This window comes from Microbispora sp. H10836, assembly GCF_012999525.1.
Classification (GTDB): Bacteria; Actinomycetota; Actinomycetes; order Streptosporangiales; family Streptosporangiaceae; genus Microbispora.
In genome coordinates, this window is the sequence record NZ_JABBWU010000016.1 from 69,017 (window position 1) to 93,509 (window position 24,493).

The following is a 24,493-nucleotide window of genomic DNA, read 5'->3' on the forward strand; positions in this document are numbered from 1 at the left end:
CGGACGTTAATCTCCTCCTGTGAGTGAGCGGGCAGTCCTCGTCACCGGCGCGTCGCGCGGCATCGGACGGGCGATCGCGGTGGCCTTCGCCGCGGCCGGCGACCGCGTCGCGATCCACCACCGCGGCTCCCCCGAACTTGCCGAACGGCTCCGTGCCGAGCTGCCGGGAGAGGGGCACGCCGTCGTCCGGGCCGACCTCGCCGATCCCGGCGAGGCACGGCGGATGGTCGAGGAGGCGGCGGCCGCCCTCGGCGGCATCGACGTGCTGGTCAACAACGCGGGGGTCTTCCTGCACCACCCGATCACGCGGACCTCCTACGAGGAGTGGCAGGCGGTGTGGCGCGAGACGCTGGCCGTCATGCCCTGGCGCCCCTCGGCATCGCCGTGGCGACCGTGGCGCCCGGCTTCGTCGAGACCGACATGACCGAGGAGCACCTCAAGCCGCCGCGGGGCGACGAGATCCGCGCCCAGAGCCCGTTCGGGAGAGTGGCGAGGCCCGAGGAGATCGCGGCCGCCGTCCTGTACCTGGCGTCACCGGCCGCCGAGTGGGCCAGCGGCACGATCGTCGACCTCAACGGAGCCTCCTACCTGCGCAGCTGAGCCGAGACGGTCAGTCGGGCGCCCAGTATTTGACCAGGACCTTCTCCAGCCTGCTCACGACCGGTCGCCAGGTCGGGGGCAGCGTGTAGCGGGTGGCCCGGTGGCCCTTGTAGGTCAGGCTGTAGGCGAGGAAGTCGGCCCCCTGCGGCCGGGACTCGGAACGGCCGAGCCGCAGATGTTTGAGTGAGCCGCGCAGGCCCCGCCACTCGGCGGCAGTCAGGCATTTGCGCACGGTGGGTCCGGTGCGGCGGCTCAGCACGGCGCAGCCGTCCGTGTAGACGGCCATCCGATTGCGCAGTCCGGCGAACCCGCCCTCCTCCCGCAACTCCACGACCAGCTTCCTGGGTGCCGTGACCGCCTCGGCGGGAGCCGTGACGGCCAGGACGGGCAGAGCCGCCAGCGGCAGCAGTGCGACACGCGAAATCCTCATGCTCTCTATGACGCATCACGACGCCATCCGGCTCAACGGTGAACGTGCGGGTGTAGGGCGGCCGAGCCCGGGCAGGCGGGTCCGGTCTCCGAGTCGAAAGGTGACGACAGTGACCACAGCTACGGAACAGGACGTAATCGACCTGCTGCTGGCGCAGCACAACCAGATCAAGACGATGTTCGCGGAGGTCGCGGCCGCGCGGGGCGAGCGCAGACGTGAGCTGTTCAACGACCTCGTACGGCTGCTGGCGGTGCACGAGGCCGCGGAGGAGCAGGTCGTGCACCCGGCGGCGCGGTCGAAGGCGGGCGACGAGGTCGTCGAGGCCCGGCTGCACGAGGAGGACGAGGCCAAGCACGCCCTGTCCGACCTGTACGACCTCGGCGTCGACCACCCCGAGTTCGGCACCCGGCTGGCCGCCCTGGAGAAGGCGGTCGTCGACCACGCCACGCACGAGGAGCGGGAGGAGTTCCCCCGGCTGCGTCAGGAGACCTCCCCCGAACGACTGCGCCGCATGGCCGGTGCGGTCCGGGCCGCCGAGGCGATCTCGCCGACCAGGCCCCATCCGGGCGCCGGTGAGTCCGCCACCGCGAACTTGCTGGCCGGCCCCCCGGTGGCCGTGTTCGACAAGATCCGCGACGTCGTACGGGACTGGCGGCAGTCGAACAAGGACTGACAGACACCCCGCCCGGTCCGGCACGAGAGCGGCTCGGCCTCGAAACCGCTCCGGCCTGATCCCGAAGGGCGTAGGGGTCCACGGCGCCGGCGTCAGAGGGCACCGGTCGTGGCAGGTGCGGGCCCGTCCACCGGACGGGCCCGCACGCCGCCGCGCACCTGCCCGAAACCTCCTAGCGCATGCCGCGGTGCCGCCGGACGCGCCACACGACCAGGGTGGCCACGACGACCGCGGCGAGAACGGCCGCGACCACACCGCCGACGGCCGACTGCACCTGCTCGTACGCCGCCCCGGCGAAGAAGCCCAGGAGGGTGTAACCGACTCCCCAGAGCACCCCGCCCAGGACGTTGAACAGGAAGAACCGCCGGTAGCTCATACGCGAGACCCCGGCCAGGGTCGGCATCATGGCGCGGAGGAACGCGGCGAACCGAGCGAAGAACACCGCCTGAGGACCCCACTGGCGGATCAGCGCCTGGGCCCTCTCCACGCGGTGGCCACGGCGGCGCAGGACCCGTACGTTCAGGACCGTGGGACCGAGGCGACGGCCGATGAAGTAGCCCACACTGTCGCCGGCTATCGCGGCAAGCGTCACCACGAGCCCCACCCAGTACACCGACAGCCTGCCCTGACTGGCGAGCACGCCGCCCAGCACGGCGGCCGTCTCCCCCGGCACGACGAACCCCACGAACAGCGCGTCCTCGGCGAAGACCAGCGCCGCCACGACCGCGTACAGCACCGTCCCCGACAGGCCCCAGAGCCAGTTGATGATCGCGTCCACCCGTCCTCCATGCGCCTCCCCGTTGTCGTGTCCCCGAGCAGGCGCGCGTACGCGCGCCGCAGGCCGGGCGTGGTTCACCCAGGTGCCGCCCGGACCGCCCGGTCAGGCGTCCATGCCCCTGCGGAGCAGGGCCCATGCCCGCGCGGACGTGCCCCGCTGAGACACCCGCCCCCTGGAAACGAAGGAACTTTGCACGCGGACGGGCACAGGCACGACCGGCCTTCACGCCGCCCCGGGCATACGTGAGGGGCGCCGCCCCTCCAACCGGGAGGGTGCACGGCGGCCGACCGTCTACAGGAGGAGATGCCGAATGAGCACCGACGAGCAGGTCCTGAGCTACCCGATCCCCAACGACGCGGCGCTGGACCCGCCCGCCGAGTGGGCCGAGCTGCGCGCGACGTGCCCGGTGGCCCACGTCACGCTGCCCAGCGGCGACCGGGCGACCCTGCTGACCCGGTACGAGGACGTCAAGCAGGTGCTGGCCGACCCGCGCTTCACCCGCCAGCTCAACGCACCCGACGCCGCCCGGTTGTCGGCGGACGGCGGCGGGGTGTTCAGCGGCGAGATGGCGACGATCATCCCCGACAGCGGCGAGGAGCACCAGCACTGGCGGCGCCTGGTCGGCAGGTGGTTCACCGCCAAGCGCATGAACGCGATGCGGCCCGCCATGATCCAGATCGCCGAGGATCTCGTCGACGACATGGTCAAGCGCGGCGCGCCCGGCGACCTCAGGGCGAGCCTCGGTTTCCCGCTGCCGGTCTACGTCATCTGCGACATGCTCGGCGTGCCCGCCGCCGACCGGGACCGGTTCTCCTACTGGTCCGACACACTGCTCAACCTGACCCGCTACGGCAAGGCCGAGACCGAGGCCGCCCAGGGCGAGTTCTTCCAGTACATGTCCGACCTCGTCACGGCCAAGCGCGCCGAGCCCGGCGACGACCTGCTGAGCGAGCTGATCACGGCCGGCGGTCCTGAGAACGGCGGGCTGTCCGACATCCAGATCCTGGTCACGGGCATGGCGCTGCTGGTCGCCGGGCACGAGACCACCGCCAACATGATCGGCAAGATGGTCTCCATGCTGCTGGCCGACCGCTCCCGATGGGAGCGGCTGCTGGCCGACCCGTCGCTGATCCGCACCGCTGTGGAGGAGTCGCTGCGCTTCGACGCCAACTCCGGCTTCGGCCTGCCCCGCTACCTGAACGCGGAGACCGAGGTCAGCGGCACGATCCTGTCCCGCGGCACGACCGTGGTGTGCAGCATGGCCGCCGCCAACCGCGACGAGACCGCCTTCGAGAACGCCGGCGAGATGGACCTGACCCGCAGCCCGAACCCCCATTTGTCCTTCGGCTCCGGCGCCCACTCCTGCCTGGGGCAGGCGCTGGCCCGCACCGAGCTGCAGGTCGTCCTGGAGGTGCTGCTGCGCAGGCTGCCGACGCTGGAGCCGGCCGTGCCCGTGGAGGGACTGGAACGCGTGGAAGGGCTCGCCGTCGGCGGCCTGCGCGAGGTCCCGGTCCGCTGGTGACCCCTGACCACAGAGGCTCGATCGGCAAGGAGGACATGGACATGAAGGTCGTCGTCGACGAGGCGAGGTGCTGCGGCGCCGGGCAGTGCGTGCTGATCGCACCGGAGGTGTTCGACCAGCGCGACGAGGACGGCGTCGTCGTCCTGCTGGAGCCCGAGCCCGCCGAGGACCGGCACGACGCGGTCCGCGAGGCCGCCGCCGTCTGCCCCGCCGCCGCCATCCAGGTGGACGAGGACGCCTGAACCCCCATCGCCTCTGACCCGGGAGCACGCCCGATGGTGCCGGGACGGGACGATCCGTCCCGGCACCGGGGGGGCCTCAGCCGGCGGCCGGAGGGATCCAGCCGGCCGGGACGCGGGCGATGCGTACGCGCTGCGGGTGGTCGCCGACCGGCACCGAGGTGATCTTCTGTCCGGTCGCGAAGTCGATGGCGGTGACCCGGTCGGCGCCGCTCTCGGAGATGACGCAGGCCCGCCCGTCGCCGCTGACGGTCGCCCAGTAGGGCTTCGAGGCGCTCACCAGCGGGCCCTCCCGCAGCGTGGCCCGGTCGACGACGGTGGCGTAGTCGTCCATCGTCCCGGCGACGCACAGCTTGTCGCCGGCGGGGTTGATCGACAACCCGTGGTGCCGGGAGTCGTTGACCCAGGTGGTGCGGTCCTCGCTGGTGGCCGGGTTCTTCGGCAGGGTCTTGATCCGGGTGATCGTGTCGGTGGCCGTGTCGTACTCGGCGAAGCCGTTGAAGAACGAGACCTGGAAATACAGCTTCGACTCGTCCGGGGTGAGGACGGCGGGCCGCACCGCGTCCGACAGGTCCTTGCGGCCGAAGGCGTCCAGCCGGTCGCGCATGTCGATGGTCCTGACGACCTTGTACGTCGATGCGTCCGCGATCGTGATGTGGCGGTCGCCCTTCAGCCAGTCCTGCGACGGGCTGTCGAAGTCGTTGTCGACCTCGCCGATCGACATGTTCCAGATGTACCTGCCGCCGCCGGTGAAGATGTTCTCGTGCGGCTTGTCCCCCGTGCGGAACGAGCCGAGCTGCCTGCCGGTGGCGATGTCCAGGACGTGCACGGTGTTGGAGGTGGAGGCCGACACCGCGACCCGGGTCCCGTCGGGGGACACGGCCATGTGGTCGGCGCGGAAGCCGGAGACCGGGAAGCGCCATCTGATCGCGCCGGTGGTCAGGTCGATGGACACCACGTCGGCGAAGCTCGGGCGGGAGACGACCATGGCCGTGCCGTCCGGGGTGGCGTACATGTCGTCGACGAACTGGTCGTGCCCCTCGCCCGGACCCTGCCGGATGCCCAGGAAGAAGGCCAGCTTGATGGGGTTGAGGTAGATCTCGGCCAGCCGCCGGGCCTTGTCGGGGATGACGTCGATCCGGCCGATCCTGGCGAAGTCGCCGCTCGACTCGATGACGTCCGCGGTGCCGTCCCAGTTGTTGCCGACGAACATCACCTCGCGCGGTCCGTCGGCGGCGCTCGCGGGAGCGGCCGGAACGCCGCAGACGACGGCGCCTCCGACCGCCACGGCGGCGGCGAGCAGGGATCTGCGCAGGCGTGCGAGGGCCGAAGCGTGCATGTGCTTCCTCCGGGGGGTGGGAGGTGGGCGGTGAGCGAGCATGGCCGGCCGAGGGTCCGCGCGCCTTCGGCGCGTGGACTCGCACAAGTCTGAACATTTCAATATTCAGACTGTGTTACTGGATAGTAGGCACGTCTGACCTCCGCTACAAGGCCCAAAATTCATGACAACGGAGCGGAGGGCGCGGTGGCGGGCAGGATCACACCGGCGGCGGGCCGGTACGGCGGCAGGCCCGCGGCGGAACGGCAGGCCGAGCGCCGCAGGCGCTTCCTGGAGGCGGGCCTCGACCTGTTCGGCGCCGGGCCCGGCTACCGCGCCACCAGGATCACGGACGTGTGCCGGGCCGCCGGGCTGTCCAGCCGCCAGTTCTACGAGGAGTTCCACACGCTGGAGGACCTGCTGGCCGAGCTGCACCTGTACGTCAACGACGTCGCGCAGCAGGCGGTCCTCGGCGTACTCCCCCAGGTGCGGCACCTGGAGCCCATCGAACGCTGCAGCCGGCTGTTCCGCGCGTACGCCGCCGGGGCCACCGCCGACCCCCGCCACACCCGCATCGCCTTCGTGGAGATCATCGGCGTCAGCCCCCGCCTGGACCGGCAGCGCCTGGACCGCCGGGCCCGCTGGATAGCCTTCCTGTGCGAGCAGCTGGACGACGCCGCGGGCCGCGGCGAGATCCCCGCTCGCGACTTCCGCGTGACGGCCGCCGCCTTCATCGGAGCGATCAACGGCCTCATGCACGACTGGGCCGTCGGCTGGGTCGACGCCACCCTCGACCAGATCGTCGACGAGCTCCTGCTGATGCTCCTGGGCCGTCTCCAGGTCCCCGGCGAAACCGGCCCCGCCGTTCCGGCTCAAGACGTTCCGGATCAGGACGTTCCGGCTCAGGACGTTCCGCGATAAGCAGTGGCGGCCCCTCCACCATGGGGTGAGATCCTGCGTCCACCCCGAGATCGAGCCAGGCGGCGGAGGCCGAGGAGACGACGTCATGAGCGACAAGACCGCCCTCGGCGACCGCATGAAGGCGTATGAGCGCGTCACCAGGAGCGTGCTGCCGCGCCGCGCGTACACGATCCTCCGTGTCGACGGCCGCGCGTTCCACACCTTCCTCCGCGACGCCCGCCGGCCCTTCGACCCCGCGGTCATGGACGCCATGAACGGGGTCGGCGGAGCGCTGTGCGAGGAGATCACCGGCAGCGTGTTCGCGTACGTCCAGTCCGACGAGTGCAGCGTCCTCGTCACCGACTTCGCCACCCCGTCCACCCAGCCGTGGTTCGGCGGCGTCACCCAGAAGATCGTCAGCGTGGCCGCGAGCATCGCGACGGCCGCCTTCAACGAGGCGTACGCCGCCGAGGGCCGGCGCGCCACCTTCGACGCCCGCGCGTTCACCCTGGCCGACCCCATCGAGGTCGCGAACTACTTCCTGTGGCGGCAGAACGACTGCGTACGCAACAGCATCACCATGGCCGCCCAGGCGAAGTTCTCCCACCGGGAGCTCCACGGCAGGTCCACCGGGCAGATGCAGGAGATGCTGTGGGCCGGTCACGGCGTCAACTGGAACGACTACGACGCCGGCGCGAAGCGGGGCCGCGTCGTCGTCCGGGAGACCGGGCGACGCGAGACCGGCTACCGGGACGGCCGGACGGGGAAGGCGGAGACGATCCTCACCACGCGGTCCTGGTGGGAGGTGCGGGAGGCGCCGCACTTCACCGCGGATCCGGATGGCTGGCTCGCCGCCGTGATCCCCGCCCTGCCGTCGCTGACCGCCCGTCCGTAGACGCGTTGAGTTCAGGATCAGCTGAATTCAACATCTCCTGTACTGTCGAAGGGTGCTCATCATCGCTCCCGACGTCGAGGTGCTCGCCCGCTTCGGCCGCGCCCTGGCCGACCCGATCCGCTGCCGCATCCTCCTCGCGCTCCGCGAGGCCCCGGCCCATCCCGCCGACCTGGCCGAGCTGCTGGGCGTCTCCCGCACCCGCTTGAGCAACCACCTGGCCTGTCTGCGCGACTGCGGTCTCATCGTGGCCGTGCCCGTCGGCCGCCGCACCCGCTACGAACTGGCCGACGAGCGGCTCGGCCGCGCCCTGGACGACCTGCGCACCGTGGTGATCGCGGTCGCCGCCGACGGCACCTGCCCGGACGCGGCCGAGAAAGGCTGCTGCCGATGACCGCGGTCTCCCTCGGCCCCACCCCGGCCCGCCGCGACACGCTCCGGCGGCGCGTCCGGCTCCTGGTGACCGCCACCATCACCTACAACGTCGTCGAGGCCGTCGTCGCCATCACCGCCGGCACCCTGGCCTCCTCGGCCGCTCTGGTCGGATTCGGGCTGGACTCCGTAGTGGAGGTCGCCTCCGCCGCGGCGGTGGCCTGGCAGTTCTCCACACCCGAGCACGAGAAGCGGGAGAAGACCGCCCTGAGAGTCATCGCGCTCTCTTTCTTCGCCCTGGCCGCCTACGTCACCGTCGACGCGCTGCGGACCCTGCTCGGCGCCGGCGAGGCCGATCACTCCACCCCCGGCCTGATACTGGCCGCCCTGTCGCTGGTCGTCATGCCGCTGCTGTCGTACGCCCAGCGCCGCGCCGGCCGCGAACTCGGCTCGGCCTCGGCGGTCGCCGACTCCAGGCAGACCCTGCTGTGCACCTACCTGTCCGCGGTGCTCCTGGCGGGACTGGCGCTCAACAGCGCCTTCGGCTGGTCCTGGGCCGACCCGATCGCCGCGCTGGTCATCGCCGCCGTGGCGGTCAAGGAAGGTCGCGAAGCCTGGCGCGGGGACTCCTGCTGTGCCGTCCCGGCGGCCTCGGTCTCCGCACCCGCCGACACCGCTCACGACGACGGCTGCGCCGGCGGCTGCCGCTGACCTGATCCCCGCGCCCGAGGCCTCCCTCAGGCCCGGGGGCGCGGCGGCGCCGTGCTGTGGCGGACGACCAGACGGGTGGGGACGAGGTCGGTGCCCGGCCGAGCGGCTCCGCCTTCGCGGATCTGCCGCAGGACGCCCTGGACGCAGCGCCGGCCGACCTCGGCGAAGTCCTGGTGGACGGTAGTGAGCGGCGGGACGAAGCAGGAGGCGTCGGGGATGTCGTCGAAGCCGACCACGCTGACGTCGGCGGGGACCGCCAGCCCCCGCTCGTGGAAGGCGCGCAGCAGGCCGAGGGCCATCTGGTCGTTGGAGGCGAACACCGCCGTGCAGCCGGGTTCGCCGGTCAGCGCCAGCCCGGCGGCGTAGCCGGACTCGGCGGACCAGTCGCCGTGCAACGGCGGCGGCACCGGCCGCCCGGCCTCCTCCAGGGCCAGCCGCCACGCCTGGGCGCGGCGCTGACTCGCGAAGGACGTCTCCGGGCCGGTGACGTGCCAGACCGTTTCGTGGCCCAGGCCGAGGAGGTGGCGTACGGCGAGCCGGGCGCCCTCGGCCTGGTCGGTGTCGACGACGCTGTAGCGGTCTCCCGCGTCGGAGTCCACCACGACGACGTGGACTCCGGGGGGCAGCGTCACCGTGCCGGCGTCGAGGAGGTGGATCTCGATGATGACGATGACGGCGTCGACGGCGAGCTCGCCCATCCGGGTGAAAGCGCCCAGCACGTTGTCCTGGGTGGGGATGCCGATGGGGATCAGCGTGATCGCGTAGCCCTCGGCCGCGGCGTGGGTGGCGATCGCCTCCACGGTGCGGCTGTTGCCGGTCGACGCCAGCCCGAAGAGGATCACGCCGATCGTGTTGAACTGCCCGTACCGCAGCGCCCGGGCGGCGCTGTTGGGCCGGTAGCCCAGCTCCCGCATGGCCGCCAGCACCTGCTCGCGGGTCGCGCCGACGACGCCGGGATGACCGTTGGCGACCCTGGAGACCGTCTGGGACGAGACACCCGCGAGCCTGGCCACGTCGGCCATCGAGACCCGTTGCTTGCGCCGCCCGCCGGGGATGCCCGAGCCGCCCCGCTGCGCCCCGCCGATCGGCGCCGCGACCTGCCGAGCCGGGCCGTCCGGATCCATTCCTGTGTCGCTCCCGCCTGCTCGCCCCCGTCGCCGGAGATCGTACGCCGCGATCCGACCGGATGTGACCCGGGGGCCCTTGACCTCCCGTAGGGCCGGTGCCACCATACCGCAGCAGAAGTTTACGTAAACATAACCTCGGCGACTCGAGAGACCACGCTCCGCGACGAACCGACCCCACACTCGTTCGCTCGCGATGTTCACGTAAACACGGTGTTCACGTAAACGCATGGGAGCCACGACCGACGGACACGCCGCGGAGAGGAGCGAACCGGTGGTCTCGGAAGGGTATTCGGACGTTCGGGGAGGCCGGGCCGTCAGACGCCGGTCATGGGCCGGCTGGCAGTTCGTCGCGCCGTTCATGGCGGTGTTCGCGCTGGTCTTCCTGGCTCCGATCGCGTACTCGCTCTACCTGAGCCTGTTCCGCACCCGGCTGATCGGCGGGACGTCCTTCGTCGGCGCCGACAACTACCTCAAGGTCCTGCAGGACCCGCAGTTCTGGTCGGCGTTCGGGCGCGTCGCGCTCTTCCTGGTCGTCCAGGTGCCGATCATGCTCTTCCTCGCACTGCTGGTCGCCCTCGCGATCGACAGCGGCAGGCTCTACGGGTCGGCGTTCTTCCGGATCTCCGTGTTCCTGCCGTACGCGGTGCCCGCGGTCGTCGCCACGCTGATGTGGGGCTTCATGTACGGCACCAGGTTCGGCCTGATCGGCAACGTCAACGAGGCGTTCGGGCTCTCGCTGCCCGATCCGCTGTCGCCCGACCTGATCCTCGCCTCCGTCGGCAACATCGTGACCTGGGAGTTCGTGGGCTACAACATGCTGATCCTCTACTCGGCGCTGCGGGTGGTGAACCCCTCGCTGTACGAGGCCGCCGCGCTCGACGGAGCCGGCCAGTTCCGGATCATCTGGGCGATCAAGCTGCCCGCCCTGCGCGGCGCGCTGCTGATCGCCACGATCTTCTCGATCATCGGGAGCTTCCAGCTGTTCAACGAGCCGAGCATCCTCAAGACGATCGTGCCGAACTCGATCATCACGTACTTCACGCCGAACTACTACGCCTACTCGCTGTCCTTCCAGGGCCAGCAGTTCAACTACTCCGCCACCGTGGCCATCGTCATGGGGATCATCACGATGGTCGTCGCCTACCTGGTCCAGCTGCGCGGCATGCGGAAGGCGGTCTGATCCATGGCGACCTCCACTCCCACCGCCGGCCGCCCGAAGGCCGTCGCGGCCCGGGGCCCTCTGGTCGTCCGGCGGCGCCGGTCCCCGCAGGGCCGCCGCAGCGCGATACTGACCGTGCTGACCGCGCTCATGCTCGTCTACACGCTGCTTCCCCTGGTGTGGCTGGCGGTCAACGCCACCAAGACCCAGGAGGGGCTGCTGGGCTCCTTCGGCCTGTGGTTCGCCGGCGACTTCGCCCTGTTCGACAACATCGGCGCGACCTTCACCTACGGCGACGGCATCTTCGTCCGCTGGCTGCTCAACACCCTGCTGTACGTGGTCGCCGGGGCGGGCGGGGCGACCCTGCTGGCGGCCCTCGGCGGCTACGGGCTGGCGAAGTTCGACTTCCCCGGCAAGAAGGCGGTGTTCGCCGTCGTGATCGGGGCGGTCGCGGTGCCCGGCACGGCGCTGGCCGTCCCCACGTTCCTGATGTTCTCGAAGATGGGCCTGACCGACACGCCGTGGGCGATCATCATCCCGTCGCTCGTCTCGCCGTTCGGGCTCTACCTGATGTGGACCTTCGCCACCGACGCCGTGCCGGAGGAGATCCTGGAGTCGGCGCGGGTGGACGGCTCGGGCGAGCTCCGCACCTTCTTCCGGATCAGCCTGCCGCTGCTGGCGCCCGGCCTGGTCACGGTCCTGCTGTTCAACGTGGTCGCCACCTGGAACAACTACTTCCTTCCGCTGATCATGCTGAAGGACCCCGGCTGGTACCCCCTCACCGTCGGGCTGAAGTCGTGGAACCAGCAGGCCCTCACGGCGGGCGGCGAGGCCGTCTTCAACCTCGTGATCACCGGATCGCTGCTCACCATCGTCCCGCTGATCGCGGCGTTCCTGCTGCTCCAGCGCTACTGGCAGTCGGGCCTGGCCGCCGGAAGCGTCAAGGAGTGACCGGCGAGGGACGACCCGGCATGGAATGACCGCCCCCATCGACGTCTGCCTCCCCCCGACAACCCAGAAAGGCACTCCCCATGGCGATAACCCGCCGTCGCGCCCTCCTGCTGGGCGCGGCCCTGACCGTGTCGCTCACCGCCGGCGCCTGCGGCTCCTCCGGCTCCTCCGGCGGTGGCGGCTCCGCGGGCGACGCCGCCGCCCCCGCGGCGTCCGCGGCCGTCTCCGACGCCGACATCAGGAAGGCCCTCGACACCGGCGGCTCGATCACCGTGTGGGCGTGGGAGCCGACGCTGAAGCAGGTCGTCGAGGACTTCCAGGCCAAGTATCCGAAGGTCAAGGTCAACCTGGTCAACGCCGGCACCGGCAACGACCAGTACACCGCCCTGCAGAACGCGGTCAAGGCCGGCTCCGGGGTTCCGGACGTCGCCCAGGTGGAGTACTACGCGCTGCCGCAGTTCGCCCTCGCCAAGTCGGTCGCCGACCTCGGCGCCCTCGGCGCGGGCACGCTGGACGGCACCTTCACCCCCGGCCCGTGGAGCTCCGTGCACGTCGGCGGCGGCATCTACGGCCTGCCCATGGACTCCGGCCCGATGGCCCTGTTCTACAACAAGGAGGTCTTCGACAAGTACGACCTCAAGGTGCCCGCCACCTGGGACGAGTTCGCGGCGGCCGCGGAGAGCCTGCACAAGGCGAACCCGAAGGCGTACATCACCAACGACGCGGGCGACGCGGGCTTCACCACCAGCATGATCTGGCAGGCGGGCGGCAAGCCGTACACCGTCGACGGCACCACGGTCGGGATCGACTTCGCCGAGCCGGGCACGCAGAAGTTCACCGCCCTCTGGCAGAAACTGATCGACGGCAAGCTGCTCGCGCCGGTCACCAGCTGGAGCGACGAGTGGTACAAGGGCCTGGGCGACGGCACCATCGCCGGCCTGGTCATCGGCGCGTGGATGCCCGCCAACCTCGAGTCCGGGGTCAAGGCCGGCGAGGGCAAGTGGCAGGTCGCGCCCATGCCGCAGTGGGAATCCGGAGGCGGGGCCACCGCCGAGAACGGCGGCAGCTCGCTGGCGATCCCCGAGGCCGGCCCGAACAAGACCCTCGCCTACGCCTTCCTCAAGTACGCCACGGTCGACGAGGGGGTGCAGGCCCGGGTGGACGGAGGCGCCTTCCCCGCCACCACCGCCCAGTTGCGGGACCCGAAGTTCCAGGACAAGGAGTTCCCCTACTTCGGCGGCCAGAAGGTGAACCAGGTGCTCGCCGAGTCCGCCTCGCAGGTCGTGAGCGGCTGGTCGTACCTGCCCTTCCAGGTTTACGCCAACAGCATCTTCAACGACACGGTCGGCAAGGCCTACACCTCCTCCACCACGCTGCGGGACGGCCTGAAGGCCTGGCAGGACGCCTCGCTCAAGTACGGCGAGGAGCAGGGCTTCACCGTCAGGCGGTAGTCACCGGCCCGAGACCACCCTGCCCGCGTCTCCCCCGCGCCCACCGAGTTCACCGCATACGTGCTTCCTCGGCGTCCGCCGACCGGGTCACCGACTTCAGGAACCGGGTCAGGTACGCCTGGGGCCACGCACGGCGGGGCCGACCAGCAGTGGAAGACCACGTAACCATCACTCGAAGGAGACGTTGTGCACTCTGACCACGGCCACCGGTGGCTCCGCTGGCCGTCCGAGCCCGGACGGGCCCGGATGGCGTTCGGCGCCGACTACAACCCGGAGCAGTGGCCTCGCGAAATCTGGGACGAGGACATGCGCGCGATGCGCGCGGCCGGAGTGAACATCGTCTCCTTGGCGATCTTCTCGTGGGCGCGGATCCAGCCGGACGAGGACGTCTGGGACTTCGACTGGCTCGACGAGGCGATGGACCTGCTGCACGCCAACGGGATCGCGGTCGACCTGGCCACGGCGACGGCCTCGCCGCCGCCGTGGCTGACGACCAGGCACCCGGAGATCCTCCCCGTGGACCGGCACGGCCACCCGGTGTGGCCCGGTGCGCGGCAGCACTGGCGGCCGACCTCGCCCGTCTTCCGCGCGCACGCACTACGGCTGACCCGGGCCCTCGCCGTGCGCTACGGCGGACATCCCGCCCTCGCCGCCTGGCACGTCTCCAACGAACTCGGCTGCCACAACGTCTACGACTTCTCCGACGACGCGGCGGCCGCCTTCCGCGAGTGGTTGCGGGCCAGGTACGGAACCCTGGACGAGCTGAACCGCGCCTGGGCGACCTCGTTCTGGTCCCAGCGCTACGGCGACTGGTCGCAGATCCTGCCGCCGCGTCTGGCGGCCTCCTTCCCCAACCCCACCCAGCAACTGGACTTCAAGCGGTTCTCCTCCGACGCGCTGAAGGACCACCTGCGCGCGGAACGGGACATCCTGCACGAGCTGACCCCGGACGTCCCCGTGACCACGAACTTCATGGTCATGGGTGAGACCAAGGGCATGGACTACGCCGACTGGGCCGGCGAGGTCGACTTCGTCTCCAACGACCACTACCTGCTGACCGGTCCGCAGGCCCAGGACGAGCTGTCCTTCTCCGCGAACCTCACCGGCTCGCTCGCCGGCGGACGGCCGTGGTTCCTGATGGAGCACTCCACCAGCGCGGTCAACTGGCAGCCGGTCAACCTGGCCAAGAGGCCCGGCGGCCTGGCCCGCGACTCCCTCACCCACGTCGCGTACGGCGCCGACGCGGTCTGCTTCTTCCAGTGGCGGCAGTCGGCGGGGGGCGCCGAAAAGTACCACTCCGCGATGGTCCCCCACGCGGGCACCGACAGCGAGGTGTTCCGGTCGGTCGCCGACCTCGGCGCGACGCTCGCCGCCCTCGCGCCGGTCGCGGGCACCCGGCGCCGCCGCGCGCACGTGGCGATCGTGTTCGACTGGGACTCGTGGTGGGCCGCCGAACTCGACTCCCACCCCACCTCGCTGCTGCGTTACCGACAGGAGGCCCTCGACTGGTATTCGGCGCTCCTCGACGCGGGAGTCCGGGTGGACGTGGTCGACGTGGACGACGACCTCGGCGGCTACCGGCTGCTCGTGGCGCCGATCCTGCACGTCGTGCCCGGCTCGCTCGCCCGCAGGCTGGAGGACTACGCCGCCTCCGGCGGCCACGTCGTCACCACCTACTTCTCCGGCATCGTCGACGAGGACGACCACGTGTGGCTCGGCGGCTACCCCGGAGCCCTGCGCGACCTGCTCGGCATCCGCGTCGAGGAGTTCTGTCCCCTGCCGGACGGCGACGCCGTCGACCTCGACCTCGGCGTGTCCGGCACCCTGTGGACCGACCGGATCGACCTCATCGACCCAGCGGCCGAGGTCCTCGCGACGTACAAGACCGGGGACCACGCCGGGCGCCCCGCCGTCACGACGCGCCGCGCGGGAGCGGGCTCGGCGTCGTACGTCTCCACCCGCCTCGGCCCCGAGGGGCTCGGGGTCGTCCTCCCCCGCCTGCTGGACGTCGCCGAAGTCTCCTCCGAGCTGCCCTCGGAGGCCCGCGGCCTGGTCGACCTCGCCGTACGCACCGACGGCACCGACGACTACTGGTTCCTGGTCAACCGCACCGACCGGCACGTCGACCTGTCCGCGATTCCCGGCGAGCCCCTCCACGGCCCCGCCCTGGCCGCCGGCACGACCCTGGCCCCCCGGCAGGTCCGGATTCTCCGCCGCGTCCGCGACCGGTGAGAACGCCTGGTGGTCGCGACCGGGGGTCAGACGTCCCTGACGACGGCGAACACCCCGCGGACCTCGGCCTCGTCCGGCAGACGCCATCCGGCCGTGATGTGGCCCCGCGCCTCGGCGGCGTCCTCCGCGCCGGGCCTCAGGACGCGGGTCACCCGCACGGCCAGCCGCTCGCCCGGCTCGCCGTCCGCTGCGGTGTGCACGACGACGTCGGTGCCGTGCGGCCCGTCGTCCGTGGTGGCCGACAGGATCGGCCCCCAGGCGGGAGTTCCTGTGAAGCTCCTGGTCACGGTGGGATCGGGGGTGTCGCTCTCGTTCTGGTGCTGCGGCTTGGCATCGCCCCGGAACACGGCGAGAAGCTGGGCGAGGAGGACCGGGTCGTGGGTTCCGTCGTAGATCCATCGCCGGCCCAGGACCCCGTGCTCCCCCGTGCCGATGAGGGCGTGCTCGGCTCCCTCCAGCGGCGCCCCCCGATAGGTGAGCGGGACGTGGTAGGAGACCGGCCGGTCGCCGCTCGCGTCGTTGACCACCATGAACTCCATCCCGACCTCACCCTCGGGATCGTCGAGCCGGAAGCCGCCGGCCTTCGTCAGCTCCGGCCGGCGCCCCGGCGCCTGGTACCAGGGCCGGGTGGGCAGCCACGACGTGAGCAGCTCCAGCTTGCTGGGCGTCAGAGTGGTGTGATGAATGACAGCCATACCGTGCAGGCCTCCGTCGGCGTCCCGTCCCCGTGCTCCCCGGCGTCACAGTCCGGGGCCGATCATCGTCTCACACAGCGCGTGGCGCGGTGAGCGAAAGCGGACTGGCGGACAGGTCAGGGCTGCGTGAGCTGGAAATCGGCCGCCTGACGGGTGAACAGGCGGGCGTACTCTCCGCCGAGGGCCATCAGCTCGTCATGGGTGCCCTCCTCGGCTGTCCGGCCGTCGGCGAGGACGACGATGTGGTCCGCGGCGCGTACCGTGTTGAGGCGGTGCGAGATGAGAAGGCTCGTACGGCCGCTGCGGTAGTCGCGGAGCCGCTGGTGGACGGCGTACTCGGCCTCGGGGTCGAGTCCCGAGCTGGGCTCGTCGAGGATGAGCAGGTCGGCGGTGTCCGCGCGGAGGAGGGCGCGAGCGAGGGCGACGCGCTGCCACTGCCCCCCGGACAGCAGCACGCCCTGGCCGGGGTCCTCGTCCTGTTCGGCGGCGAAGAAGCGCGACAGGAGGGTGTCGTAGCCGCGGGGAAGGCTCGCCAGCGTGTCGTGGACGTCCGCCCGGCGGGCCGCCTCGTGGATGCGTTCCGGCCGGTCGAGGGAGCCGACGTCGCCGACGGCCACGTTCTCCGCCGCGGTCAGGTCGTAGGCCATGTAGTCCTGGAACACCGCTCCGATCCGGCGGCGCAGGTCGTCGACGCGCAGGTCGCGCAGGTCGGCGCCGTCCCAGCGGACGCTGCCGCGCTCGGGGTCGTACAGGCGGCACAGGAGCTTGACGATCGTGCTCTTGCCCGCGCCGTTGAGGCCGACCAGGGCCACGCTCCGCCCGTACGGGATGGTCAGGTTCAGGCCGCGGAGCACCCACGGGTGGCCGGGGTCGTACCGGAACCAGACATCGCGGAGTTCGATGCCGTGCCGTAGCGGTGTCACGTCCCCACCGGTGACGGGCTCGGGCAGGTCGGGTCCGATGGTGACGACGTGGGCGTAGTGGCCGGCCAGGACGAGTGCCTCGTTCAGGTGGGCCAGCTGGATCACCACGCCGGAGAGGGAGGACTGGGTGCCCGCGAGGGCGGCGGTGAGGACTGCCAGGTCGCCGACGCCGGCCTGACCCCCCGCTATCCGGGAGACCAGCACGATCAGCGCGGCGCCCGCGATGACCGTGCTGAGGGCGGTGAGCGCGCCGTTGTAGCGGATGGCCGTCAGGTCCATCCGGCGTTCCGCCCCCTGCTCGGCGGCCAGTTCGCCCAGCATGCGCCGCCGCAGGAAGCCTCCGATGCCGAACAGCCGGATCTCCTTGGCGGCCTGATGGTCGAACATCAGCGTCTGGTAGAACATCCGGCGGCGTTCCGCGGGGGCCATCTCCAGGCGGAGGTACGCCCGCCGGCGGCCGAGCCTGAGCTGGACGATCAGTTCGGGCACGGCGGCCGCGGCCACGACGGCGGCGAGGAGCGGGCTGAGCGTGGCGAGGGCGCCCAGGAGCCCGGCGACGGTGATACCGCCACGTGCCGCTCCGAGCGCCGACTCGGTGACGAGTTGCGGGGCGGTCTGGGCGGACTGCTGGGCCAGCTGGAGTCGATTGTGGAAATCCGGGTTCTCCAGCCTGGTCAGGCCCTGCATGCGGCACACCGCGGTGAACAGTTCGTCGCTGGTGCGCCACGCGATGCGGCGCTGCTGCTCCCGCTGGACGTACCCGGACAGGTGGGGCAGCAGCGCGCTCAGGGCTCCAAGCACGGCCATCGCGGCGGCAAGCGGCGTCGTCGAGGGGCCTGACCCGGTGGTCAGGCGATCGATCAGAAGTTTGGTGAGCCACGTGATCGCGACGGGGGAAGCGCCGTTCAGAACCGCCATGGCGACCTGGGACAGGGCGAGAGCCGGCCCGGCCCGCCAGACGAGCGCCAGGGTGAGCCGCAGCGGCCCGAGTCGTGACCCCACGCCGGTCAGGCCGGGGACGGCACGGCCGTCGGCAGCTCCGGCTTCAGGCTGCTGCCGGCGACGGTCCCGTCGGGGCCGACCAGGAAGAACGACGGGAAGGCCCTGACCTCGAACGCGTCCGCCATCGCGCCGCCCTCGCTCTCCACGACGACGCTCACGTCGTCCGTGAGGGCGGCGAGCAGCTCGGCGGATCTCTGCTCGCCCTCCACCACCACCGCCAGTACTCGTATGCCGTCGGCGGCGGCGTCACGTGCGGTTGCGACGAAGGTGGGTGCCTTCGGCAGGCAGTGCGGGCAGTCGGTGCTGAAGAACCCGACGAGGGTGCGCTCGCCCGCGAAGTCGTCCGCGGTGACCTTCGTGTCCGTGACCGTGAGCGCGGAGAAGGCCGGGACCTCGGCGCCCACGGCGAGTCCGGGGCTTCCGGGAACCCTCCCGGCAAGGGAGTCCTTGGTGATCTTTCGGAGTTTCCTGATGACCGCGCCGGTCAGGAGCAGGTTCACCAGGACGAGCCCGCCGAGCAGGACGACGGCGGCGGCCAGGACGGCCATGGGCGTTCCCTTCGATTCGAGGGTCATTCGAGGGTCAACGGAGGAGATGGAGCAGGTCGTCGAGGAGCACGACGGCGCCGACGGCGATCGAGGCCCCGAGCAGGCAGAGCACGGCGGCGGGCGGCGCGACGGGCGTGCCGCCCGCCGCGGGCGTCATGGCGGCCCCGGCCACCGCACACGCGACGAGAACGGCGTTGCGCGCCACGTGCCGGCGGTTGACCGGCTCGTCCGATCCGCCGAAGCATCGGCACGCGACGGTCGTTCCGCGCCGCAGCGCCGTCACCAGGACCGCGGCGAACCCGAGGAGCAGGCCCCCGGCGAGCAGGAGGCCCGCCCTGCCGTCGCCGTCGAGGCCGGGCACCGCCAGCATGGCGACGGTTCCGGCCTCGACGGCGACGACCACCACGGCGGCGGGCGTCCCGAGACGCGGGGGAAGACCCCCGAGCCGCCGTACCGCCGTGGTGAAATCGCCGAAGGCCCGCCGCGTGCGCAGCTTCGTGAGGACGGAGACCAGGAAGACCCCCATCAGCACGAGCCGGACAGTCAGCACGGCGTAGGCCATTGGACGTGTCGGCCGGCGTCAGCAGTAACCGATGTTCTGCCAGGCGCCGCCGCAGCTGCTCCGCCAGTACGTGATGCAGAGGAAGCCGGTCGGGTTGGGGTAGCAGTCCTTGTAGCGGTTGCAGCCACCCGACGGCCAGTATTCGAAACAGTTGTCGGCCTGGGCTTCGGCACCGGGGAGGAGCTTTTCGAGCAGCCTGTCTCCCAGGCGGTTCAGCTTACGGATCATGGTTTCTCCCTTTGCTGGGTTCGGGCGTGGTAGGCCGCCCGCCCTGTGAGGATGCTCGGCGCGGCCTTCGCCGCGGTTGCGGCCGGTCGCGGGTGCGGCGCAGGCGCCGCGCTACCGCGGCGCTACCTCGGCGGGACAGAATCGCGATCGGCTGACAGGCCGAAAGGTTGATCATGCAATATTTCGTGATTTCGCTGCTGTCGCTGGCCGTGGTCGCCGGGGTGGTCGCGGCCCGGCGACGCTTCGTCGTGGTACGGGTGGCCGGGACGAGCATGGTTCCGACGTACCAGCCGGGAGATCGGGTGCTCATACGGCGCGGCGGGCGGGCGGTCCTGCGGTGCGGCCAGGTCGTGGTCTTCCGGCGCCTACAGCCGGACGGCGTCGGCTCTTCTGGACGCGCGTCCGGACTGCGCGGGACGGAGTGGCTGATCAAGCGGGTCGCCGCGATGCCGGGCGACAGGGTGCCCGACCAGGTCGCGCCGGGCGTGCACGCCGCGCCGGGCGACGTGGTCCCGGCCGACCGGCTGGTGGTCCTCGGCGACGGACCCACCAGCCGGGACTCGCGGCACTGGGGCTACCTGCCGGTGAGCGAGGTGCTGGGCGTCGTCATCCGCAGGTTGTCGTGAGACACCTGTCCGCCGCCTCGGGCGAGAGCGGGGGCCGATACGCCGAGGCCGGTCGACGACAGGCGTGCGGAACACCTCCCTAGTTCGGGACACGAGCCATCGGGATTCCGGCGGGGGACGCCCGGTCCGTCAGCAACACGGTGATCTCGGTGGCCTCGGCGGTGTTGCCGAGCCGCTGGAACAGCCGGTGGGCCGCCGCCCAGGACCGTACGGCCCTCCTCTGGTCGCCGCGGTCCCGCTGGGCCCGGCCGAGGGCCCTCAGCGCGAGAGCCTGCTCGTGGAGATCATGCAGTCCCCGCGTGATGCGCACCGCCTCGGTGAGTGCGCGGACCGCCTCGTCCGCCCGGCCGCCGAGACGGTGGGACTCGCCCAGGACGCGGAGCCCGGTGGCCCGTCCTGACGGGACCGCGTACTCGTCGAACACGGGCATCGCCTGTGCGATGAGCTTCGCCGGGTCCCGGCGCCCGAACCGCAGGGACAGATCGCCGAGGGCGAGCAGGAGGCGGGCCCCGAGCAGCCGCTCGTTCCGCCGCCGGCATATCCGCAGGCCCTCCCACATCTGCTGGGAGACGCGCGTCAACGCGGTGTGGTCGCGGCAGGCGGCGGCCACTTCCCGCAGGGCGAGGGTCCTGGCCACGAGGCTGTTCCCGCGGATCGCCAGGCGCAGCGCGTGGTCCGCGCAGGCGGCCGCGTCCTCGTGGAGCCCCTGTTCCCGGGCCGCGACGGCGCGCAGGCACCACAGACGGCTCAGGGCGGGCTCGTCGCCGATCTCCTCGGCCATGGTCATGGCCTCGTCCGCCGCCGCGCGGGCCTGGTCGGGGTCGCCCGCGCGGCGCAGCGCGAACGCCCGCAGGCACAGCAGGTCGAGCGCGCCGTGCCGTTCACCTGCCGCGAGGAACACCGCGAGTGCCGCCTCGATCGCCTCCGGGTCGGCGCCGCGCCGCACGTCCACGCCGATCATGCGCAGGTGGCCGAGGCCGCGCGTCATCACCGCCTCCCCCCACTGGTCGCCGCCCACCTGGCACGCCCGCAGCGCCAGCTCGTGGGAGGACGACCAGTCCCGGTAGTGGCCGCGGAAGGCGTAGTAGCCGGCCGCGCGGGCGGACAGCTCCCAGGCCGCCTCGCTCATCCCGAGCCGGCAGGCCTGCGCCACCCCCGCCAGCAGGGTCTCCCGCTCGCTGTCGAACCAGGCCGCCGCATCGCCCACCAGGGCTCTGGTGGTGGCGGGGTCGGCGTACCAGCGGGGGGCCGCGCCGCGGATGGCGGAGGCCGCCTGCTCCGGCAGGCCGTCTTCCGCCGCCTCCGCCAGCCCGAGCAGCGCGCCGAGGACGCGGGCGATCGCCGTGTCCCGCTCGCCGGCGGTCTCCTCCAGTTCGGCGCGTTCCCGCGCGTAGAGCCGTACGAGGCCGGGGAGGCGGTAGCGGAACCGCCCGTTCCCTTCGCCGTCCGCGCAGCTCAGGAGCTGGGCGTCGACGAGCTGGTCGGCGTACGTCTCGGCGTCGCGCACCGGCACGTCGAGAGCCGCCGCGAGCATCCAGGCGGCGATGTCGGGAACGTCGAGCAGGCCGAGCATCCGCAGCGCCCGCCGGGCGGTCTCGCCGAGACTGCCGTAGTCGGCGGCCAGCCCTGCCCGGACCGACAGGTCGCCGACGGCGAGCTCGTCCAGGCGCCGCCGCTCCTCGCGCAGGCGATCCGCCAGGTGTCCGAGGTGCCAGTGCTCGCGCAGCACCAGTTTCGCCCCGGCGATCCGTATCGCCAGCGGCAGATGACCGCAGAGCCGGACGATCTCGGCCGCGACCGCGGGCCGCGCCGCCGCCCGGTCCGGCCCGGCGATGCGCGCGAGCAGCTCGGACGCGCATGCCGGGTCGAGCGGGCCGACGCGTACGGCGCGGGCGCTCAGGCCCGCGACCGCGCGCCTGCTCGTCACCAGCACGGCGCAGCCCGGGCCGCCCGGCAGGAGCGGCCTGACCTGCTCCTCGCCCGCGGCGTCGTCCAGCACGACCAGCACGCGGCGATCGGCCAGAAGGGTGCGGAACAGCTCGCCGCGCTCCTCGGCCCCGTCCGGCACCGCCCGCGCGTCCACGCCGAGGGCGATCAGGAACCGCGCCAGCGCCTCGGCCGGGTCGGCCGGCCGCGGGCCGGTCCCGCGCAGGTCGGCGTAGAGCCGGCCGTCGGGGAACGTCCCCCGCAGGCGGTGCGCGACGTGGACCGCGAGCGTCGTCTTGCCGGTGCCCGCCCCGCCGTAGAGCGTCACGACCGGCGTCGCGGACGCGTGCCCGCCCGCGCCGGTGAGCCACAGCCGCAGCGACTCCACCGTGTCCCGGCGGCCGGTGAAGTCCGCGATGTCCGGTGGCAGATGGCACGGCACGGTCGTCGCGGCCCCCGTCCGCCCCTCCTCCGCCGGGCCCTCCGCGTCGCTCCCGGCGTCGCCGCCCGCGGTGTGTCGCGCTTCTGGGTACGTGGCGCGTTCGTCCGCGCAGGCCGTCCCCTCCGCCCCGAGGATCTCGTCGATGATCGGACCGGTCGCCTCGTCCCGCAGGACCGCCTCGTGAACCCGCCGCAGCAACCGGCCGGGTTCCACGCCGAGCTCCTCGCCGAGCACGGCCCGCGTCCGCTGGTAGACCCCCAGCGCCTCGGCCTGGCGCCCGGCCCGGCTCAGGGCCAGCATCAGGCAGGCGTGCAGCCGCTCCCGGTACGGATGCAGCCCGGCCGTCTCGGCCAGGCCGGTCACCAGCTCCGCGTGGCGGCCACGGGCCAGATCGACGGCGGCCAGCTCCTCACAGGTCAGCAGCCGCTCCTCCTCGAGCCGCCGGGCCTCGTCGGCCACCGGCGCCACGTCCCCGACGTCGGCGAAGGCGGGGCCCCGCCACAGGCCGAGCGCACGCTCGAACAGCATGCCCGCCGTCGCCAGATCGGCGTTTCTCCTGGCGGCCCGCCCCGCCGTCGTCAGTTCCCGGAAGCGCAGCGCGTCCAGCTCCGGCGGCAGTACGGCGACGGCGTAGCCGCCGGTCCCGTGGACGACGCGGTCGCGCTCCCCCATCGCCCGCCTCAGCCGCAGCACGTATATCTGCAGGGTCTTGTTCGCGCTGCGCGGCGGCGTGCTCCCCCACAGGGCCTCGATCAGCGCCGGCACCGCCACTTGCCTGCCCGGCGTACACAGCAGGGCCGCAAGCAGGCGTCGCAGCATCGCCGCGCCCAGCGGGACGGTCATCCCGTCGCGGCTCATCCGCAGCGGCCCCAGAACGTCGAACTCGAACACCGTCACCTCCCGCGAGGCCGGTAACCCTGGCGAGCCTCCGATGGGCCGGGGGTGCCCGCCGACTTCCTCCCCCGGCCATGCTCTGCCGTGGCAGCCCCCGTCGCATGGTCACCTTCTGCGGGCTCTTCCGAGCGTCGAAGAGACCGGTATACGCGAGGTATAGGCCCTGGTGGCGGCCCTGAGAGCCATCGTCCCCCCGCCGGTCACGATCAGCGGCGGCACAGCCTTCGGGACATTCGCGCGGTCAGCTCACGGTCAGTCTGCGGTCAGTTTGCGGACCGGCGACTTGCACGACCGGCGCTGCGCGGGCGCCTGCGAGTCGAAGCGGACGTGCCAGTCGCCCGTGGACGGCACCTTCTTCCGCAGGGTGAACCCGCCGTTCGACCCCGTCGTCGCGGACCCCTGTACGGCGCCGGCGCCCGAGCCCGCGGGGTCGAACCAGAGCCGGACGCGCTGCTGGGGCAGCGGGTCCCACCGGGCGGGCTGCCCGGTGGGCTCCACCCGGACGAGCAGCGTGCCGGTGTGGGTCGCCTTCCTGCCCCGCTTGCCGCTCCTGGGTTTCGCCGAGTAGATGATCCTGGTCCGGGCCCCGGCGGATCGCACCGTCGAACGGACCTCGGCGCTCCTCGCGGTGGTCAGGCGCGCGCGGTCCTCGGTGGAGCCGCGGAACTCCGCCGACCAGAAGCCGGACTCGGTCGCCGTCACCGTCGCGTCGAACCGGCCCGACCTGCCGGTGACGACCCGCGCCACCTCCCTGCGGGCGAGCATGTCGTCGGCACGGAACAGCAGCGCGACCGTCCGTTCGGGAAGACCGCCCCAGTCGTCCTTGCCGGTCGTCGCCTGCAGGCGGCCGGAGACGGTCAGCGGGCTCCCCTCGTCGACCGGGTCGGGGGACAGTTCGACGCCGTCGATCCTCGACCGCCGCGGCTTGTCCTCGGCGTGGACCTCGAACTCCCGCTCCTCGACGACGTCGCCGGCGGCGACCTCGACGCGCCAGCGGCCCGCCGCCGCGTCCCGGCCGAACACGTGCCCGGCCCGCCACCGCTCCTCGAAGGGTGTGCGCTCCACGCACTCGAAGCGCAGCCCCGTACGGGACTCGTCCGGGGCCGTCAGCTCGCCCCTGACCTCGTCGGCCCGGCCGCTGGTGACCACCTCGACGGTCACCTCGGTCGCGTCCTCGCCGCCGATCGGGACGGGGTCGGGATCCACCTCGACCGACTCGATCTCCACGAGAGCGTCGCCGAGGGCGGGCCGCCGCGGGAGCCGCGCGAGCAGGTGACGGATGATCCTCATAT

The 24,493-nt window shown here is 72.1% G+C and carries 25 protein-coding genes; 14 read left to right on the forward strand and 11 right to left on the reverse strand.

Annotated elements, in window-relative coordinates:
- Nucleotides 1–19 precede the first annotated feature (19 nt).
- Both HHX30_RS27065 and HHX30_RS43425 read left to right on the forward strand, forming a co-directional pair.
- Nucleotides 20–424 carry an SDR family NAD(P)-dependent oxidoreductase gene (locus HHX30_RS27065; protein WP_311922879.1) on the forward strand — a complete coding sequence of 135 codons (405 nt, stop codon included), beginning with the start codon at nt 20–22 and terminating at the stop codon, nt 422–424.
- Nucleotides 421–600: an SDR family oxidoreductase gene (locus tag HHX30_RS43425; RefSeq protein ID WP_311922880.1), complete on the forward strand. Its 180-nt coding sequence runs from the start codon at nt 421–423 to the stop codon at nt 598–600. The genes HHX30_RS27065 and HHX30_RS43425 overlap by 4 nt, the downstream gene beginning before the upstream one ends.
- A 10-nt stretch (nt 601–610) precedes the next feature.
- Here the strand turns inward: HHX30_RS43425 and HHX30_RS27070 are convergent, their stop codons facing one another.
- Nucleotides 611–1,030, reverse strand: coding sequence for a hypothetical protein (locus tag HHX30_RS27070; protein WP_169984916.1), 420 nt, complete (start codon nt 1,028–1,030; stop codon nt 611–613).
- 109 nt (nt 1,031–1,139) lie between these two features.
- On the opposite strand from HHX30_RS27070, the gene HHX30_RS27075 reads away from it, so the two are divergent.
- The gene (locus HHX30_RS27075) at nt 1,140–1,703 is read left to right on the forward strand and encodes a hemerythrin domain-containing protein (protein ID WP_311922881.1); all 564 of its coding nucleotides are present in this window, start codon (nt 1,140–1,142) and stop codon (nt 1,701–1,703) included.
- A gap of 172 nt (nt 1,704–1,875) precedes the next feature.
- Here the strand turns inward: HHX30_RS27075 and HHX30_RS27080 are convergent, their stop codons facing one another.
- Nucleotides 1,876–2,481 carry a DedA family protein gene (locus tag HHX30_RS27080; protein ID WP_169984920.1) on the reverse strand — a complete coding sequence of 202 codons (606 nt, stop codon included), beginning with the start codon at nt 2,479–2,481 and terminating at the stop codon, nt 1,876–1,878.
- A 310-nt stretch (nt 2,482–2,791) separates the two neighbouring features.
- Between HHX30_RS27080 and HHX30_RS27085 the strand changes: the two genes are divergently transcribed.
- The gene (locus tag HHX30_RS27085; RefSeq protein ID WP_169984922.1) at nt 2,792–4,003 is read left to right on the forward strand and encodes a cytochrome P450; all 1,212 of its coding nucleotides are present in this window, start codon (nt 2,792–2,794) and stop codon (nt 4,001–4,003) included.
- 41 nt (nt 4,004–4,044) lie between these two features.
- Nucleotides 4,045–4,245 (forward strand): ferredoxin, encoded by a 201-nt coding sequence (locus HHX30_RS27090; protein ID WP_169985118.1) that lies wholly within the window; start codon nt 4,045–4,047, stop codon nt 4,243–4,245.
- Between the two features lie 76 nt (nt 4,246–4,321).
- Here HHX30_RS27090 and HHX30_RS27095 read toward each other — a convergent pair whose 3' ends face one another.
- Nucleotides 4,322–5,581 carry a YncE family protein gene (locus HHX30_RS27095; protein WP_169984924.1) on the reverse strand — a complete coding sequence of 420 codons (1,260 nt, stop codon included), beginning with the start codon at nt 5,579–5,581 and terminating at the stop codon, nt 4,322–4,324.
- 186 nt (nt 5,582–5,767) lie between these two features.
- Between HHX30_RS27095 and HHX30_RS27100 the strand changes: the two genes are divergently transcribed.
- From HHX30_RS27100 to HHX30_RS27115, 4 genes are all read left to right on the forward strand, one after another.
- A complete protein-coding gene (locus tag HHX30_RS27100; protein ID WP_169984925.1) occupies nt 5,768–6,481 on the forward strand; it encodes a TetR/AcrR family transcriptional regulator in 714 nt (237 codons plus the stop codon).
- An 85-nt stretch (nt 6,482–6,566) separates the two neighbouring features.
- On the forward strand, nt 6,567–7,355 hold the full coding sequence (locus HHX30_RS27105) for a tRNA(His) guanylyltransferase Thg1 family protein (RefSeq protein WP_169984927.1): 789 nt from the start codon (nt 6,567–6,569) through the stop codon (nt 7,353–7,355).
- A gap of 52 nt (nt 7,356–7,407) precedes the next feature.
- On the forward strand, nt 7,408–7,746 hold the full coding sequence (locus tag HHX30_RS27110) for a helix-turn-helix transcriptional regulator (protein ID WP_169984928.1): 339 nt from the start codon (nt 7,408–7,410) through the stop codon (nt 7,744–7,746).
- The gene (locus tag HHX30_RS27115) at nt 7,743–8,435 is read left to right on the forward strand and encodes a cation transporter (protein ID WP_169984929.1); all 693 of its coding nucleotides are present in this window, start codon (nt 7,743–7,745) and stop codon (nt 8,433–8,435) included. Before HHX30_RS27110 ends, HHX30_RS27115 begins: the two co-directional genes overlap by 4 nt.
- A gap of 26 nt (nt 8,436–8,461) precedes the next feature.
- Here the strand turns inward: HHX30_RS27115 and HHX30_RS27120 are convergent, their stop codons facing one another.
- The gene (locus HHX30_RS27120) at nt 8,462–9,559 is read right to left on the reverse strand and encodes a LacI family DNA-binding transcriptional regulator (protein WP_211592583.1); all 1,098 of its coding nucleotides are present in this window, start codon (nt 9,557–9,559) and stop codon (nt 8,462–8,464) included.
- 274 nt (nt 9,560–9,833) lie between these two features.
- Between HHX30_RS27120 and HHX30_RS27125 the strand changes: the two genes are divergently transcribed.
- The 4 genes from HHX30_RS27125 (at nt 9,834) to HHX30_RS27140 (ending at nt 15,355) form a co-directional block, all read left to right on the forward strand.
- Nucleotides 9,834–10,742 (forward strand): carbohydrate ABC transporter permease, encoded by a 909-nt coding sequence (locus HHX30_RS27125; RefSeq protein ID WP_169984930.1) that lies wholly within the window; start codon nt 9,834–9,836, stop codon nt 10,740–10,742.
- A gap of 3 nt (nt 10,743–10,745) precedes the next feature.
- Complete coding sequence (locus HHX30_RS27130; RefSeq protein WP_169984931.1) at nt 10,746–11,672, forward strand: carbohydrate ABC transporter permease; 927 nt, start codon at nt 10,746–10,748, stop codon at nt 11,670–11,672.
- 80 nt (nt 11,673–11,752) lie between these two features.
- Nucleotides 11,753–13,123 (forward strand): sugar ABC transporter substrate-binding protein, encoded by a 1,371-nt coding sequence (locus HHX30_RS27135; protein WP_169984932.1) that lies wholly within the window; start codon nt 11,753–11,755, stop codon nt 13,121–13,123.
- Nucleotides 13,124–13,309: 186 nt separating this feature from the next.
- Nucleotides 13,310–15,355: a beta-galactosidase gene (locus HHX30_RS27140; protein WP_311922882.1), complete on the forward strand. Its 2,046-nt coding sequence runs from the start codon at nt 13,310–13,312 to the stop codon at nt 15,353–15,355.
- 26 nt (nt 15,356–15,381) lie between these two features.
- Here the strand turns inward: HHX30_RS27140 and HHX30_RS27145 are convergent, their stop codons facing one another.
- The 5 genes from HHX30_RS27145 to HHX30_RS27165 form a co-directional block, all read right to left on the reverse strand.
- Complete coding sequence (locus HHX30_RS27145) at nt 15,382–16,050, reverse strand: maltokinase N-terminal cap-like domain-containing protein (protein ID WP_169984933.1); 669 nt, start codon at nt 16,048–16,050, stop codon at nt 15,382–15,384.
- A 116-nt stretch (nt 16,051–16,166) separates the two neighbouring features.
- Nucleotides 16,167–17,975 (reverse strand): ABC transporter ATP-binding protein, encoded by a 1,809-nt coding sequence (locus tag HHX30_RS27150; RefSeq protein WP_311922883.1) that lies wholly within the window; start codon nt 17,973–17,975, stop codon nt 16,167–16,169.
- A 5-nt stretch (nt 17,976–17,980) separates the two neighbouring features.
- Nucleotides 17,981–18,550: a peroxiredoxin gene (locus tag HHX30_RS27155; RefSeq protein WP_169984934.1), complete on the reverse strand. Its 570-nt coding sequence runs from the start codon at nt 18,548–18,550 to the stop codon at nt 17,981–17,983.
- 7 nt (nt 18,551–18,557) lie between these two features.
- Nucleotides 18,558–19,073, reverse strand: coding sequence for a MauE/DoxX family redox-associated membrane protein (locus HHX30_RS27160; protein ID WP_169984935.1), 516 nt, complete (start codon nt 19,071–19,073; stop codon nt 18,558–18,560).
- 30 nt (nt 19,074–19,103) lie between these two features.
- A complete protein-coding gene (locus tag HHX30_RS27165) occupies nt 19,104–19,313 on the reverse strand; it encodes a hypothetical protein (protein WP_169984937.1) in 210 nt (69 codons plus the stop codon).
- Nucleotides 19,314–19,486: 173 nt separating this feature from the next.
- On the opposite strand from HHX30_RS27165, the gene HHX30_RS27170 reads away from it, so the two are divergent.
- On the forward strand, nt 19,487–19,939 hold the full coding sequence (locus HHX30_RS27170) for a S26 family signal peptidase (RefSeq protein ID WP_169984938.1): 453 nt from the start codon (nt 19,487–19,489) through the stop codon (nt 19,937–19,939).
- 79 nt (nt 19,940–20,018) lie between these two features.
- Here HHX30_RS27170 and HHX30_RS27175 read toward each other — a convergent pair whose 3' ends face one another.
- Together HHX30_RS27175 and HHX30_RS27180 are read right to left on the reverse strand one after the other, a co-directional pair.
- The gene (locus tag HHX30_RS27175) at nt 20,019–23,198 is read right to left on the reverse strand and encodes a BTAD domain-containing putative transcriptional regulator (protein ID WP_169984939.1); all 3,180 of its coding nucleotides are present in this window, start codon (nt 23,196–23,198) and stop codon (nt 20,019–20,021) included.
- Nucleotides 23,199–23,453: 255 nt separating this feature from the next.
- Nucleotides 23,454–24,491: a hypothetical protein gene (locus tag HHX30_RS27180; protein ID WP_169984940.1), complete on the reverse strand. Its 1,038-nt coding sequence runs from the start codon at nt 24,489–24,491 to the stop codon at nt 23,454–23,456.
- Nucleotides 24,492–24,493: the final 2 nt, after the last annotated feature.

Bases quoted from the DNA above. Each gene is read 5' to 3' on its own strand.
- HHX30_RS27120 (WP_211592583.1), bottom strand. From the start codon at position 9,559: ATGGATCCGGACGGCCCGGCTCGGCAGGTCGCGGCGCCGATCGGCGGG.
- HHX30_RS27070 (WP_169984916.1), bottom strand. From the start codon at position 1,030: ATGAGGATTTCGCGTGTCGCACTGCTGCCGCTGGCGGCTCTGCCCGTC.
- HHX30_RS27115 (WP_169984929.1), top strand. From the start codon at position 7,743: ATGACCGCGGTCTCCCTCGGCCCCACCCCGGCCCGCCGCGACACGCTC.
- HHX30_RS27085 (WP_169984922.1), top strand. From the start codon at position 2,792: ATGAGCACCGACGAGCAGGTCCTGAGCTACCCGATCCCCAACGACGCG.
- HHX30_RS27090 (WP_169985118.1), top strand. From the start codon at position 4,045: ATGAAGGTCGTCGTCGACGAGGCGAGGTGCTGCGGCGCCGGGCAGTGC.
- HHX30_RS27145 (WP_169984933.1), bottom strand. From the start codon at position 16,050: ATGGCTGTCATTCATCACACCACTCTGACGCCCAGCAAGCTGGAGCTG.
- HHX30_RS27155 (WP_169984934.1), bottom strand. From the start codon at position 18,550: ATGACCCTCGAATCGAAGGGAACGCCCATGGCCGTCCTGGCCGCCGCC.
- HHX30_RS27170 (WP_169984938.1), top strand. From the start codon at position 19,487: ATGCAATATTTCGTGATTTCGCTGCTGTCGCTGGCCGTGGTCGCCGGG.
- HHX30_RS27095 (WP_169984924.1), bottom strand. From the start codon at position 5,581: ATGCACGCTTCGGCCCTCGCACGCCTGCGCAGATCCCTGCTCGCCGCC.
- HHX30_RS27105 (WP_169984927.1), top strand. From the start codon at position 6,567: ATGAGCGACAAGACCGCCCTCGGCGACCGCATGAAGGCGTATGAGCGC.
- HHX30_RS27165 (WP_169984937.1), bottom strand. From the start codon at position 19,313: ATGATCCGTAAGCTGAACCGCCTGGGAGACAGGCTGCTCGAAAAGCTC.
- HHX30_RS27135 (WP_169984932.1), top strand. From the start codon at position 11,753: ATGGCGATAACCCGCCGTCGCGCCCTCCTGCTGGGCGCGGCCCTGACC.
- HHX30_RS27130 (WP_169984931.1), top strand. From the start codon at position 10,746: ATGGCGACCTCCACTCCCACCGCCGGCCGCCCGAAGGCCGTCGCGGCC.
- HHX30_RS27180 (WP_169984940.1), bottom strand. From the start codon at position 24,491: ATGAGGATCATCCGTCACCTGCTCGCGCGGCTCCCGCGGCGGCCCGCC.
- HHX30_RS43425 (WP_311922880.1), top strand. From the start codon at position 421: ATGACCGAGGAGCACCTCAAGCCGCCGCGGGGCGACGAGATCCGCGCC.